The sequence below is a fragment of the bacterium Scap17 genome (genome assembly GCA_013376735.1).
In the GTDB taxonomy this organism is placed as follows: Bacteria; Pseudomonadota; Gammaproteobacteria; order Pseudomonadales; family Halomonadaceae; genus Cobetia.
Genome location: VINJ01000001.1, coordinates 1,426,264 through 1,440,816, shown reverse-complemented (window position 1 = coordinate 1,440,816; position 14,553 = coordinate 1,426,264). Strand labels below are relative to the sequence as shown.

Annotated in this window: 12 protein-coding genes; 3 read left to right on the top strand and 9 right to left on the bottom strand. The window is 63.4% G+C overall.

Going from position 1 to position 14,553, the window contains the following annotated elements; all coding sequences use genetic code 11:
• Window positions 1–7 precede the first annotated feature (7 nt).
• From FLM52_06280 to FLM52_06270, 3 genes are read right to left on the bottom strand one after another with little or no spacing between them, the layout of a single operon-like run.
• Window positions 8–880, bottom strand: a complete 873-nt coding sequence (locus FLM52_06280) for a sugar ABC transporter permease (GenBank protein ID NVN55402.1) — start codon at window positions 878–880, stop codon at window positions 8–10.
• Entirely contained in the window at window positions 877–2,115 is a 1,239-nt protein-coding gene (locus FLM52_06275) for an ABC transporter ATP-binding protein (protein ID NVN55401.1), read from the bottom strand. Before FLM52_06275 ends, FLM52_06280 begins: the two co-directional genes overlap by 4 nt.
• The gene (locus tag FLM52_06270) at window positions 2,115–3,269 is read right to left on the bottom strand and encodes an ABC transporter ATP-binding protein (protein NVN55400.1); all 1,155 of its coding nucleotides are present in this window, start codon (window positions 3,267–3,269) and stop codon (window positions 2,115–2,117) included. Before FLM52_06270 ends, FLM52_06275 begins: the two co-directional genes overlap by 1 nt.
• Window positions 3,270–3,708: 439 nt before the next feature.
• Here FLM52_06270 and FLM52_06265 point away from each other — a divergent pair, with 439 nt between their 5' ends.
• Window positions 3,709–5,859 (top strand): hypothetical protein, encoded by a 2,151-nt coding sequence (locus FLM52_06265; GenBank protein ID NVN55399.1) that lies wholly within the window; start codon window positions 3,709–3,711, stop codon window positions 5,857–5,859.
• Window positions 5,860–6,053: 194 nt separating this feature from the next.
• Here the strand turns inward: FLM52_06265 and FLM52_06260 are convergent, their stop codons facing one another.
• From FLM52_06260 to FLM52_06235, 6 genes are all read right to left on the bottom strand, one after another.
• A complete protein-coding gene (locus FLM52_06260; protein ID NVN55398.1) occupies window positions 6,054–6,905 on the bottom strand; it encodes an ABC transporter permease in 852 nt (283 codons plus the stop codon).
• Between the two features lie 3 nt (window positions 6,906–6,908).
• Entirely contained in the window at window positions 6,909–8,210 is a 1,302-nt protein-coding gene (locus tag FLM52_06255) for an ABC transporter permease (GenBank protein NVN55397.1), read from the bottom strand.
• A gap of 174 nt (window positions 8,211–8,384) precedes the next feature.
• Window positions 8,385–9,470, bottom strand: coding sequence for an extracellular solute-binding protein (locus tag FLM52_06250; GenBank protein NVN55396.1), 1,086 nt, complete (start codon window positions 9,468–9,470; stop codon window positions 8,385–8,387).
• A 213-nt stretch (window positions 9,471–9,683) separates the two neighbouring features.
• Window positions 9,684–10,832: an ABC transporter ATP-binding protein gene (locus FLM52_06245; protein ID NVN55395.1), complete on the bottom strand. Its 1,149-nt coding sequence runs from the start codon at window positions 10,830–10,832 to the stop codon at window positions 9,684–9,686.
• 368 nt (window positions 10,833–11,200) lie between these two features.
• Window positions 11,201–11,362 (bottom strand): YqaE/Pmp3 family membrane protein, encoded by a 162-nt coding sequence (locus FLM52_06240; protein NVN55394.1) that lies wholly within the window; start codon window positions 11,360–11,362, stop codon window positions 11,201–11,203.
• A gap of 114 nt (window positions 11,363–11,476) precedes the next feature.
• Window positions 11,477–11,755: a hypothetical protein gene (locus tag FLM52_06235; protein NVN55393.1), complete on the bottom strand. Its 279-nt coding sequence runs from the start codon at window positions 11,753–11,755 to the stop codon at window positions 11,477–11,479.
• Window positions 11,756–12,111: 356 nt separating this feature from the next.
• Here FLM52_06235 and FLM52_06230 point away from each other — a divergent pair, with 356 nt between their 5' ends.
• Window positions 12,112–12,861, top strand: coding sequence for a glutathione peroxidase (locus FLM52_06230; GenBank protein ID NVN55392.1), 750 nt, complete (start codon window positions 12,112–12,114; stop codon window positions 12,859–12,861).
• 113 nt (window positions 12,862–12,974) lie between these two features.
• Window positions 12,975–14,459, top strand: coding sequence for a dihydrolipoyl dehydrogenase (locus FLM52_06225; protein ID NVN55391.1), 1,485 nt, complete (start codon window positions 12,975–12,977; stop codon window positions 14,457–14,459).
• Window positions 14,460–14,553 lie beyond the last annotated feature (94 nt).

Genomic DNA, 14,553 nt, shown 5'->3' with positions numbered 1-14,553 from the left:
CGTCTCCTCAGGCGTCGTCACTGTCCTGATGGGTCATGGCGGTATAGAACAGCCACGAGACCAGCAGGATGATGAGGAAGTAGATCAGCGAGAAGGCAGCGGCACGTCCAAGATCGAACTGGCCGATCGCCATCTGGGTCAAGGTCTGGGACAGGAAGGTAGTGGTGGTACCCGGCCCGCCACCGGTGAGCACGAAGGGTTCGGTGTAGATCATGAAGCTGTCCATGAAGCGCAACATGATGCCGATCAACAGCACGCTCTTGAGCTTGGGCAGCTGGATGTAGCGGAACACGGCCCAGGGCGAGGCACGGTCGATGCGCGCGGCCTGGTAATAGACATCGGGAATGGCACGCAGCCCCGAATAGCACAGCAGCGCCACCAGCGACGTCCAGTGCCAGACATCCATCACCAGTACCGTCACCCAGGCGTCGGCCGGATTGGAGGCGTAGTTGTAGTCGATGCCTAGCTGGCCCAGCGCCCAGCCATAGAGGCCGATGTCCTCACGACCGATGATCTGCCAGATGGTGCCGACCACATTCCAGGGAATCAGCAGCGGCAAGGCCAGCAGAATCATGCACAGCGAGACCATGAAGCCCTTGCGCGGCATCGAGAGCGCCACTGCGATCCCCAGTGGAATCTCGATGGCCAGCACCGCGAAGGAATAGACGAACTGCCGGATCAGCGAGTCGTGCAGGCGCTCGTCACGCAGGATCTCGCGATACCATTCGGTGCCGACGAAGAATCGCGTGGAGGGATCGAAGATGTCCTGCACCGAGTAGTTGACCACCGTCATCATCGGGACGATGGCCGAGAATGCCACCACGATGACTACCGGCAGCACCAGCCACCAGGCACGATTGTTGTGTGTGCGTTGCATCAGGCATTCCCTCCCGGCCGCTCTCCACTTTCCCCTCTGACAGAGCCGCCACTCTCCCCTCTGGCAAAGCCGTCCGCCTCGCCACTGTCGGACACACCGGCCTGTGACAGGTCCAGCAGATGCTCATCGAGATAGAAGCGCTGCCAGCGGGCCGGCAGGCGAAGACGCACGCGGCCTGCCGGCAGTGGCGCATCTTCCTCGATACGCGCCTTGAACAGGCAGCCGCCGCCGATGTCGAGGTCCACCACCTTGTAGGTCCCCAGGTCCTGCACCAGCGTGACCTGACCACTCAGCCAATGCTCGCGGGTGTCGGGAACCACCGCCGCCGATGAGCTGTCGCTGGCCTCGAGTTCGACGAACTCCGGCCGGATGCCCAGCTTCAGCTCGCCCTTGCGCTCCGCCAGTGTCGCCAGCAGCGCTTGTGGAAGATGCAGCAGGGGGGCGTCCTCCCCCGTGCCGAGCCGCACGCCCTGCGATTCCAGCGTGATGCTGGCCAGATTCATCCCCGGCGAGCCGATGAAGTAGCCCACGAAGGTGTGAGCAGGGTCCTCGAACAGCTCGCGCGGGGTGCCGAACTGCACGATGCGGCCTTCATACATCACCGCGATCTTGTCGGCGAAGGTCGAGGCCTCCAGCTGATCATGGGTGACGTAGACCATGGTGATGTTGAATTGCTCATGGATCTGCTTGAGCTTGCGGCGCAGCTTCCACTTGAGGTGGGGGTCGATGACCGTCAGTGGTTCATCGAACAGGATGGCGGCCACGTCATCGCGCACCAGGCCACGGCCCATCGAGACCTTCTGCTTCTCATCGGCCGTCAGGTTGCTGGCACGTCGCGTGAGCAGGTCTTCCAGCTCCAGCACCTGAGCGATCTCACGCACCCGGGACTGTACCTTGTGCTCCGGCTGGCGCTGATTGCGCAGCGGGAAGGCCAGATTGTCGAAGACCGACATGGTGTCGTAGACCACCGGGAACTGGAACACCTGGGCGATGTTGCGCTCTTCCGGCGGCAGCCGATTGACCACGCGATCATCGAAGCGCACCTCGCCCTCGGAGGGGGCCAGCAACCCGGAGATGATGTTGAGCAACGTGCTCTTGCCACACCCCGACGGGCCGAGCAGTGCATAGGCGCCGCCCTGCTGCCAGACATGATTCATGCGCCGGATGGCGTAATCACTGTCCGCGGTGGGCGCCGCCAGGTAGCTGTGCGCCAGGTCATTGAGGTGTATTTCCGCCATCAGGCCAGCCCTCCGCCAGTCGTGGTGGGTCGCTCGGGCGAGCGGATCAGTGCCCCATCGCCACGCTGTACCGCACCGTCATCGCCATCGGCGGCGTAGACGAACAGCTTGTGGGCGGGGGCATAGACGCGGATGGCATCATCCACGGCGAAGTCGTGAATGCCGGCCAGATGCAGGACCAGCGAGTGATCGGCATTGCTGACATGCAGGAAGGTCTCGGAGCCGGAGATCTCGGCGATATCCACCGTGACGGCGAACTCCAGATCATCATCGGCCAGCGGTGCCAGCCCCAGATGGCTGGGGCGGATACCGAAGCGATAGGCCCCGCTCTCGATCCCCGCCAGTGGCGCGGGCAGCACGAAACGGCTGCCCTGCTCGCTGGCACTGGCCGCACCGGAGAACGCCAGCTCACGCCCGCGCACCTCGGCCTCGAACAGATTGATCTGCGGCTCGGAGTAGAGCTTCGCCGCCTCGACACTCAGCGGATGATGGTAGACGGCCTCGGTAGGCCCGGACTGCAACACCCGCCCTTCATGCATCAGCGTGGTGGTACCGCCGAGCGCCAGTGCCTCGCCGGGCTCGGTGGTGGCGTAGACGGCGATGGTGTTGCGGGTCGCGAACAGGCTGCGCATCTCGTGGCGCAGTTCTTCGCGCAGCTTGTAGTCGAGATTGACCAGCGGCTCATCGAACAGCACCAGGTCGGCGTCCTTGACCAGCGCCCGCGCCATGGCCGTGCGCTGCTGCTGGCCACCGGACAGCTCCGCTGGCTGACGCGCAAGAAACTGCTCGATATGCAGCATCTCGGCAATCTCGTGTACGCGGCGGCGGATTTCCTCAGGCGCCATGCGCGCCAGCTTCAAAGGCGAGGCGATATTGTCGTAGACGCTCAGGCTCGGGTAGTTGATGAACTGCTGATAGACCATCGAGATGTTGCGCTCGCGCACCGGACGGCCGGTCACGTCCTCGCCGTTCATCACGATGCGTCCGTCACTGGGCACATCGAGACCCGCCATCAGGCGCATCAGCGACGTCTTTCCTGACAGGGTGCGTCCCAGCAGCACATTGAAGGAGCCGGGTTCGAAGGTCAGATCCACCCTGTCGATATGGGTCTCGCGGCCAACCCGGCGGGTGACCGCCTCAAGGCTCAAGGACATGGCGCTGTCTCGTCTGGTGAAAGTCATCGGGGCAAGGACACGGCCAACCACTGCCGAGTGTTCACACCCGCCTGGTGACTATCCTCAAGCGAACCCTGTGCCAGCCGCGCGCCGACACTTGCCCACAGACACCCTCCATCGACCACCGGAGGTCGCCAGATTCCTCTCTTTTGTCGATCATTCAGTGACTTGCCAGATGCGACCAAGGCAGGGGCAGACCATGGTCTAGCCCGTCATACGCGCCGTCTGCCGCTACTCTGGTGAACAGTATCTGAACACTGGAGTCCTCGGAACTGAACACTCACCACACACAAGTGAACATTGCCGTGAACACTCCCCCCAGATCGATAAAAGCACCGAAAACAGCATCGATCACAGCACCGGTCAAAGCACCAATAACAACAGAGGCCTGAAAGGCCCGCCGCACAAGGGACGTCGCATGCCACTACCCCACGCCGCCAAGCATTCAGCGCGCCACGCTGCCCAACATTCGGCCAAGCATCCAGCCCGCCACGCGGAGGATCAGGCGCTCGATCCAGGCGCCGCCTGCGCAACGCCTGCGGCGGCTCTCTCCTCTGCCCTTCCCTCTTCTCCTCCCTCTTCTTTCCCCTCGGCGCTGCCGGCCTCAACCCTCAGGTGTCCGCCGGAGGAGCTCGTCTGGCGTCAGCGTCAGGCCGCCAGCCTGATGGCGACGGTGGCGTCAGCAGTCACCGGCCATACCCTCAACCTGCTCGATCATTGGCAGGCGTGTCTGGTGTTGACCGACCGCGACGGCGTGGTGCTGGCAAGCTACGGCCATCAACAGCTGCTGGGCCATGACGCCGCCCTGTTGCACCCCGGCGCGCGCTGGCGTGAGGAGTCATTGGGCCACAACGCCATCGCCGAGACCCTGAATGCACCGCGCGCCAATCGTCTGGCGCGCATCGCGCTCGAGGCGCATGACGCCGAATGTCTCAAGGGGCTGGCCAGCGCCAGTGCCGCTCTGCTGGCACCCGCCAGCTGGAGTGCCAGTCGCGGCCTGACGCCCGGCGCCTGCGAGGGGTGCCTGGGGCTGATCTGCGATCCCTACCGTGTGCGCCAATACAGCCTTGGCATGCTCGGCGTACTGGCGGATGACATCGAGCAACGCCGTCTGAGCGAGGCGCACGGGCACGACCATCACCTGTTACGCCTGCATCTCAACCGCTCGCAGCTGGATTCGCCCAGCGCGGCCCTGCTGGCCATCACGCCGCAAGGTCAGGTCGCGGCTGCCAGTCGCCGGGGGCTGCAGTTGCTGGCGTCTCATCTTGAGCTTCCGTCAGACCCTGACAGCGCATCCCATGAAGCGAACAGCACAGTCCGCGCAGCGGGCAGCGATAGCTGCGCCACCCGCGATGACATCCACCTGCTGCTGGGCCAGCCGCTGGCACGCTGGCAGCTGGACTGGGCGCCGCTGGCCCAGCTCGCCGATGCGCAGTGCCTGACGCTCACCCAGCACCCACGCTTCACTGGCTACACCCTGCGCGCAGTCCTGCCCAGGCCACGGGTCGTGGCCCGCGCACCGGCTGAGCCCCCGGAAAGCAAGACACCGGCCGAAACCGCCACTCGAGAGACTGCGTGCCACCCGAGCCTCGCGCGCCTGCATCATGGCGATGCCGGCTGGGCCAGGGTCTGCGAACTGCTGGCACGGCTGGTGGACGCACGCCTGCCGCTGCTGCTGCAGGGCGAGACCGGCGTCGGCAAGGAGGAAGTGGTCAAGGCGCTGCATCAGGCCAGTCATCGCGCCCATCAACCGCTGGTCGCCATCAACTGCGCCGCCTTGCCTGATGAGCTGGTCGAGGCAGAGCTGTTCGGCTATCGGCGAGGCGCCTTTACCGGCGCCGACCCCGCCGGACGCGAAGGCCGCCTGCTCGAGGCCAATGGCGGGCGCCTGTTTCTGGATGAGATCGGCGACATGCCACTGCATGTGCAGGCGCGTCTGCTGCGCGTGCTGCAGGAGCGTGAAGTCACCCCGCTGGGCGGCGGCAAGCCGCAGCGGGTCGATTTCGAACTGGTCGCCGCCACCCATCAGCCCCTCAGTGAGCTGGTCAAGGCCGGGCGCTTCCGGGCGGATCTCTACTATCGCCTGTGCGGTGCCACCATCGCCCTGCCACCACTGAGGGAGCGTCACGACATCGCCGGCCTGAGTCGTGCCCTGCTGACACGGTTGTGCCGGGAGCAGCAACGTGAGCCGCCGCGCATCACGCCCGCCTTCCTCGATCGCCTCACCCAGCATGACTGGCCCGGCAACGTGCGCGAGCTGGACAACGTGCTGCGTCTGGCGCTGGCACTGTGCGATGGGCTGGCTCTGGAGCCGTGCCATGTGATGCTGGCGGGCGACTGTCTCGCATCACAGAACGAATGCCTCGCGGTAGAAGGCGACTGTCCAGCAGCAGAGGGCCAAATCGCCCGCCAGCCCTCGCAATCGAGCGGCCAATCCTCACTGCATGATCTCTCCAGCGCCGAGGAGCTGCAGAGTGCGCTGGACGCGCTGGGTGGCAACGTCTCGCGTCTCGCGCGGGAGCTGGGCATCAGTCGCACCACGCTCTACAAGCGACTCGGCGCGGCCTGACGAAGCAGGCTTTTTCTCAAGCCCTGTCTCCAAGCCCTATTTTCAAGCCCTGGCCCTGAAACACCCACGCCCCCGCAGAGTCTGTCTGCGGGGGCGTGGGTGTTTCTTGCGACTCCTGTTTCTCACCGCTATCAAGCGCTCAGCACTCAAGGGCAGAGAGCAAAGAGCAGAGGGCAGACGGCAGAGGACAAAGATCAGCTCGGCGTCAGGCCGCGCAGACGTTCATTGCGACGGCGAATCAGCTCCAGTGTCGCCAGCAGAAGGATCGAGACCAGCACCAGCAGCGTGGCCACCGCCAGGATCGTCGGGCTGATCTCCTCGCGGATACCGGACCACATCTGGATCGGGATGGTGGTCTGCGCCGGCCCGGCGATGAACAGCACCACCACCACCTCATCGAACGAGGTGATGAAGGCGAACAACGCACCGGACACCACCCCCGGCGTCACCAGCGGCAGGATGATGCGGAAGAAGGTGCGACTCGGACTGGCCCCCAGCGAGTGTGCCGCACGTGTCAGCGAGTGATCGAAGCCGGACAGCGTCGCCGTCACCGTGATCACCACGAAGGGAATGCCCAGCGCCGTGTGCGCCAGAATCACGCCCAGATAGGTCTGGGTCAGCCCCAGTTTCGAGAAGAAGAAGAACATCGCCGCGGCGCTGATGATCAGCGGCACGATCATCGGCGAGATCAGGATCGCCATGATGGTATTGCGAAACGGCATGAAGCGGCTGGAAAGCCCCAGTGCGGCAAGCGTGCCCAGTACCGTGGCCAGAACCGTCGCGCACACCGCCACGATGATGCTGTTCTTGATCGAGCGCATCCACTCATCCGAGGTGAAGAACTCCTGATACCAGCGCAGCGAGTAGCCCTCCGGGTCCAGCGACAGCATCTTCTCCGAGAAGGTGAAGTAGGGTTCGGCATTGAACGAGAGCGGAATGATCACCAGGATCGGCCCGATCAGGAACAGGAAGATCAGCGCGCAGAGCACGCAGAACACCCAATGCCAGATCCGCTCACCACGAGTTGCATAGGAAGGTATGGCCATCTGTCACCCCAGTTTGACCTTGTCCACACCGATCAGGCGGTTGTAGACGAGATAGAAGAGGATCACCACGACCAGCAGAATCGAGCCAATGGCCGCTGCCAGCCCCCAGTTGAGCGAGGTCTGCATGTGATAGGCGATGAAGTTGGTGATGAAGCGGCCCGACTGCCCGCCCACCAGTGCCGGCGTGATGTAGTAGCCGATGGAGAGGATGAAGACCAGAATCGAGCCCGCCCCGATACCCGGCAGGGTCTGCGGGAAGTAGACGCGCCGGAAGGCGGTGATCGGCCCGGCGCCCAGCGAGCGCGCCGCATGCATGTAGCTGGGCGGGATGGTCTTCATCACCGAGTACAGCGGCAGGATCATGAACGGCAGCAGGATGTGGGTCATCGCGATGATGGTGCCGGTCTTGTTGTAGATCATCTGGATACGCGCCTCCTCGGCGAGTATCCCGACACCCACCAGCATGTCATTGAGCACCCCCTGCTGCTGCAGGATCGCGATCCAGGTGGTGGTTCGTACCAGCAGCGAGGTCCAGAACGGCAGCAACACCAGGATCATCAGCAGATTGCCGCGACTGGCCGGCAGGGTCGCCAGCAGCCAGGCCACCGGATAGGCCAGCAACAGACATAGCCCGGTGATCGCGGCGCTCATCCAGAAGGTGCGGATGAACAGCGAGACGTGGATCTGCAGATACTCCGGTTTCTCGACGATCTCCCCTGTCGGTGAGAACTGGCGATCCACCGCCGCCAGATAGTAGGAAGCGGTGAGAGGCGACGATTCGCGCTTGATCAGACGCCAGATATCCGGGTCCTCCCAATCCTCATCGGCCTTGATCAGCGCGGCCTTGTAGGGGGCCTCCATGCGACCGGCACGGCGGGCGCTCTTCATGAACAGCGACCGCATGCCGGACTTTTCGTAGTTGAGACGCGAGGCGACGCGGCCGAGATTGCGCTCCTTGAGTCCCGCGGCCAGATCCTGCGCCAGGGCGGCGTAGGCAGCCTCTTCCGGCAACCCTTCGCCGTCCCAGTCGACCAGCACCTCGCTGGTGCGCGGCAGATAGGTGGAGACTTCCGGGTTGTCGACACTGCGTGACAGCATGTCGAAGATGGGCATGACGAATGCCAGCCCGATGAAGACCAGCAACGGCGCCACCAGCAGCAACGCCTTGATGCGGCTGCGACGGATGGCGCGATTGAGGCTCTGTTTCAGCGGTACGCCATCGGCGGTGGTCAGCGCCGCGCCGGGGGCACCATTGGGGTCATGTGCTGCGCTTCCGGACGTGGCCGGGGCGGAGGAATCGCTCATCCTGCACTCCTTGATCGGCTATCCGAGGATGCCTGGGCCGCCAGCCGGCTTCCGCGTGACAGTGACGGAAGCCAACCTGGCGGAATCGAGCATGGCCGACGGGCCATCAGGCATGATCAAAAAGGCCCCGGCGGGCGGGTGTGCGCCACCGGGGCCAGCGGGTCAGTGCAGGGATCAGCGTGCCAGCCAGGCGTTGAAGCGCTGGCTCAGCTCATCGAGGTTGTCGGCCCAGAATTCGTCATCCTTGGGGATGGCGGTCGCGAAGTTGGGGCCATAGGTCGGCATGTGCGGCTTCATGTCGATGCCAGTGTCCGCATGGGTCGAGACCAGTGCCGCGGAGGAGGTACGCGCCGGACCGTAGGAGATGTACTTGGCCTGATCCGCCAGACGCTGGGTATCGGTGGCGAACATCAGGTAATCCTTGACCTTGTCGAGCTTGCCGGTCGGCACCACCCAGCCATCCAGCTCGAAGACCTGGGCATCCCAGACGATGGAGAATGGCTGCTTCTCGTTGACCTCGGCATCGAAGATGCGCCCGTTGTAGGCCGAGGCGAAGGCCACTTCCTTGTCCGCCAGCAGCTGCGGCGGCTGTGCGCCCTCTTCCCACCAGATCACGCTGTCCTTGATGGTATCGAGCTTGGCGAAGGCACGTTCGATGCCTTCCTCGGAATCCAGCATCTCGTAGACATCTTCCGGGGCCACGCCATCGGCTACCAGCGCCCACTCCATGTTGTTGATCGGCTTCTTCTGCAGCGCACGCTTGCCGGGGAATTCCTCGAGATTGAACACGTCATCGATGGAATCCGGCTGTTTGTCCTCGGGGAACATCTCGGTATTGAAGGCCACGATGTTGGAGTAGACGATCTGCGGTACGAAGCACTCGCTGAGCGAATTCTCGATGAAGTCCTCGCTGGCCGGCGTGCCATCCGGCGCTGCCGCGAACAGGGTGTCCGGGTCCAGCGGCTCGATCAGGCCTTCCGAACAGGCGATCAAGGCATCACTGGGCAGCATGTCGACCAGGTCCCAGGTGACGTTGCCGGCCTGGACCTGTGCGCGCAGACCGGAAAGCGCATTGGATGACTTGTCGATATTGACGACGGTGTCGCCGCTCTTCTCTTCCCAGGGCTCGTGATAGGCCTTGTTCTGGCTGTCGGTATAGGCGCCGCCCCACGAGACGATATTGAGCGTCTCGGCCTGGGCCGCACCGGCGCTCATGCCGGCCGCTGCCACGGCAACCGCCAGCAGGCTGCGTAGCGGCATGCCCGGGCGCGAGGTAGTGAATGACGCGGTGAACTGATTGATGACTGACATGGATGAATCTCCCTGATTTCTTGTTGTTGTGCTGCACTCTTGTCGCGAAATCTGCTCTTGCTCTGCTGAGGAAGCGTGCTTCACCTCCCGTGCTGCCTTGTCTTTACTCGCCTGTCCTTTTCTAGTCTGTCCTTAACTGGCCTGTTCTGACCTTTGCTGGCCTCAGGCATCCAGCGCCCGGCAATCGCAGGCGTCCCATCCCACCTGCAGGGTCTGCCCGGGTCGCAAGGACGGATAGCCCTCGGCGTTGGGTGTCTTGATGATGAATTCGTCACTGCCACACACCGCCACGCGCGTGCGCAGATGATCGCCAAGATAGATCACCTCGAGCACCTCGGCGGAGAAGACATTGTCGGGAGGGCTTGGCGTGCCCGCGCCCCCTGGCTCTTCCGCCGACAGCAGGCGCACCCGCTCCGGGCGCAGTGACAGCTGGGTGCGCTCGCCGACCTCATTGACGGCCACCTTGAGTGCCCGTACCTGCTCGCCGCTGTCGAGGGTCACCGTGCAATGCTCACCCTGAGCGTCGAGCTGCGATACCTGGCCGTTGAGGCGATTGTTCTCGCCGATGAAATAGGCGACGAAGGCATTCTCCGGCGCTTCATACAGCGCCTCGGGGGTTGCCAGCTGCTGGACGACGCCGTCATTGAAGACCGCGATGCGATCCGACATGGTCAGCGCTTCCGTCTGATCGTGGGTCACGTAGAGCATGGTGACGCCGAGGCGCTGGTGGATGCGTTTGATCTCGAACTGCATTTCCTCGCGCAGGTTCTTGTCCAGTGCCCCCAGCGGCTCATCCATCAGCACCAGCTCCGGCTCGAAGACCAGCGCACGTGCCAGGGCGACCCGTTGCTGCTGGCCACCGGAGAGCTGCCCCGGGCGGCGATCGCCAAATTCGCCGAGTCGCACCATATCCAGCGCGTTGGCTACCTTGGTCGAGATTTCCTCCTTGCTCATGCCGCGCACTTCCAATGGGAAGGCCAGGTTCTCGGCCACGCTCATGTGCGGAAACAGCGCATAGTTCTGGAAGACCATGCCGATACCGCGCTTGTGCGGTGGCAAGTCATTGATGGGGGTTCCGTCGAGGAGGATGTCGCCGTGGGTCGGCGTTTCGAAGCCTGCCATCATCATCAGGCAGGTGGTCTTGCCGGAACCGGACGGCCCCAGCAGGGTGACGAATTCGCCGCGCTGGACTTCAAGATTGAAGCCCTTGACCACCAGCGTTTCGCCGTCATAGCTCTTTTGCACATCATTGAAGATCGCGAAGCAGGAGCTGGTCTCCTGCGGCGCGTCGGGCTCAGCAGTCGTGACCATGCGGGGTATCCATACGTGTTGTTGTTATCGTGGAGCATGTGATCGAACAGGCTTCACCGGCCCTGATCGCTGCCCTCAGTCCCATTTGACCCTACGGGGGCAAGCGAGAGGCGACAAGCGCCGCGCTCGCTGAATAGCGTTGAAATCAGGCTATGCGAAAGTCTACATGTTGAACTACCGCCGCCAGCCATTCGCCGAGGGCCCTCGACAGGCCCCGCCGCTGAATCACCGACGCCACATGGCGCCTCCCCGGTGAGCGCCCACTGAAAAGCCCCCGCTGCACACAAGGCAGCGGGGGCTTTGGGTAATTCAACTCTGGGTTGCCCGAGGTGGGCAGCCATATCAGAGCATCGGGAGCTCAGCGGCGATCAGAACTTGGTAATGACCCACACCGCGTGGATGATCCCCGGCAGGAAACCGAAGCAGGTCAGGATGATGTTGATCCAGAAATGCTTGTTGGCGATCCCCACCTGCATGAGAACGCCCAGCGGCGGCAGGATGATGGCCAGAATGATGCGAATGATATCCATGAGTTGCTCCTTGCGATTGTGGCAACCGTGACTCCACGGAAGTCATGAGTACGGGGCATGAATGAGTGTACGTGCTGGCAGATCAATATCCTTCTTGATCACAGCCCTTCTTGATCACTTGTCGTCCGGGTCAGCGCCATCGTCGTGGGCGGCAGCTGATCCGCCACGCGCCTGACGATTGATCTTCTGTGTCAGTGTCTCGGAGTCCGCAGCCAGCTGCTCGTGGTAGCGCTCCCAGTCTTCCCAGTCATGCGGCGTCCCCGTGCGTGGCCGATGACTGCCGGACTCACGTGCACGTGCCCAGGCATGTTCTTCCAGACTCTGAGGCTTGTCCTCCTCCTTGTCCTTGTCGCCGTCCAGGCCGTGCTTCGCCATGTACTCTCGTGCGTTCATCTAATGCCTCACTTGCCAGACTCGACGCCTGACGATGCTGTGACGTATCGACTACTTATGGCTGATAAGGGCAAATATCAAGACTGTATAACTATTTCCGCCAAAAAGCCGCTTGCCGGCCAGCACGTTCCTGCCGAGAACAAGGCCATGCGCCAGCCCACGCCTGACTGTCAGCACCATCATCAAGAAAAGCTATCGCCTCGCTTGATGCAATCAAATTCACCCGCGAGAGGCTTGCCCCTAGACTGGCTCCAGTTTCGCAAGGCACTGATTTCTCATGCACTCGACAGCGTCATCGAGCCTCAGTCGCCTGCCATCCCTTTTAGATACGTCTCATCGAGACCGGAGCCAATGTCATGCAACTCGAATCACACGAAGGCCAGCAGGTCCCGAACGTCAGCTTCAAGATCCGTCGCGACGGCCGCCTGGTCGAGCGCACCAGCGAGGAGATCTTCTCGGGCCGCAACGTGGTGGTCTTCGCCCTGCCGGGGGCCTTCACCCCGACCTGTTCCTCCACTCACCTGCCGCGCTACAACGAGCTGGCCGATCGCTTCTATGCTGTCGGCGTCGACGAGATCGTCTGCCTGTCCGTCAATGACGCCTTCGTCATGGAATCCTGGGGCGAGCATCAGGAAGCCGAGAACCTGAGCCTGATCGCCGATGGCAACGGTGATTTCGCCGCCGGCATGGGCATGCTGGTCGACAAGAGCGACATCGGTTTCGGCAAGCGCAGCTGGCGCTATTCCATGCTGGTACGCAACGGCGTGATCGAGAAGCAGTTCATCGAGCCGCAGAAGCCGGGCGACCCCTTTGAAGTCTCCGACGCCGATACCATGCTCGACTATCTGGACCCGGACGCCGGTCGCCCCAGCTTCGCTACCCTGTTCAGCAAGCCGGGCTGCCCGTACTGCGCACGTGCGAAGCAGATGCTCGACGAAGCGCGCATCAGCTACGAAGTCATCGAAGTCGGCACCCGCGGCGTGACCTCACGCACCCTGCGCGCCATGACCGGCCAAGCCACCGTGCCGCAGGTCTGGATCGACGGTGAGCATGTCGGCGGCAGCGATGAAGTCGCCCGCTACTTCGGCAGCCTGACCAGCGCTTGAACGCTACACGCTGACAGGCCCCGATAACTTTCTCTTTTCATCACGCGCGGGCCACGCCCGCGCCTGAGACCCCATTGTCAGGTGCGCTACTGGCGCGCCTTGAGGAGTACGACGTGAACGAACGCCAGGTTGAAGTCGCCATCATCGGCGCAGGCAGTGCCGGTCTGGGTGCCTATCGCGCCGCCAAGGCACACACCGATTCCGTTGTCATGATCGAAGGCGGCCCCTACGGCACCACCTGTGCCCGTGTCGGCTGCATGCCGTCCAAGCTTTTGATCAGTGCTGCAGAAGCCGCGCATCACGCCCGTGACACCGCACCGTTCGGCATCAATGTCGAAGGCGAGGTCAAGGTGGATGGCCGCGCCGTGATGGACCGCGTCAAGCGTGAGCGCGACCGCTTCGTCGGTTTCGTGGTCGAGTCCGTGGAAGGCATTCCCTCCCACGACAAGCTGCGCGGCAATGCGCGTTTCGAGACCGCCAACAGCCTGATCATCGGCGACAACGAGACCCGCGTCACCTTCGAGCGTGTCGTGATCGCCACCGGCTCACGCCCCAGCTATCCGGGCTTCTTCGAGAATGCCGGAGACCGCCTGATCATCAACGACAGCGTCTTCGACTGGGACGACCTGCCGGAATCCGTCGCCGTCTTCGGCCCGGGCGTCATCGGGTTGGAACTGGGCCAGGCGCTCACGCGTCTCGGCGTGCGCATTCGCATGTTCGGTGTCGGCGGCGCCATCGGCCCGCTGCGTGACGAGAAGCTGCGTGCCAATGCCGATCGCGTCTTCAACGAGGAGTTCTATCTCGACCCGGACGCCAAGGTCGAGAAGATCGAACGTGTCGAGGACGAGAACGGTGCCGGTGTCGAGATCACCTTCATCGAGCGTGGCAGCGAAGCTCGCCTGACCGAACGTTTCGACTATCTGCTCGCGGCCACTGGCCGTCGCCCGAATGTCGATCGCCTCAATATTGAGGCGCTGGGTCTGAAGCTGGACGAGCGCGGCGTGCCGATCTTCAATCGTCACACCCTGCAGACTCGTCTGAGCGACGACACGCCGAGCCATGTCTTCATCGCCGGCGACGCCAACAACGACCTGCCGCTGCTGCACGAAGCCTCCGATGAGGGGCGTATCGCCGGTGACAACGCCGGTCGCTTCCCCGACGTACGTGCCGGGCAGCGCAAGAGCACCATCGCTGTCGTGTTCAGTGATCCGCAGATGGCCACCATCGGCCTCTCGACCGCCGAGATCGAACAGCGCTACGGTGCCTGCGACTGCTACGCGGTGGGCGAAGTCGACTTCACCGGCCAGGGTCGCTCCCGCGTGATGCGCATGAACAAGGGCATGCTGCGCGTCTATGGCGAGCAAGGCACCGGCCTGCTGCTGGGCGCCGAGATCTTCGGCCCGCGTGCCGAGCACCTCGCCCACCTGCTGGCATGGTCCCATCAGCAACGCATGACCATCGAGCAGATGCTGGAAATGCCCTTCTATCACCCGGTGATCGAGGAAGGCCTGCGCACCGCGCTGCGTGACCTCAACGCCAACCTGCAGCTGGGCCCGGCCATCGTCGAGCGCTGCATGGAGTGCGGCCCGGGCGACTGATCGCCGCGAAGACAGCGGGTCGCGCAGCTCACGCAGTGATGCCCTATGCTCAAGTCAGAGGTTGACCCTTGCCGACAGCCATCCGAAGGCTGTC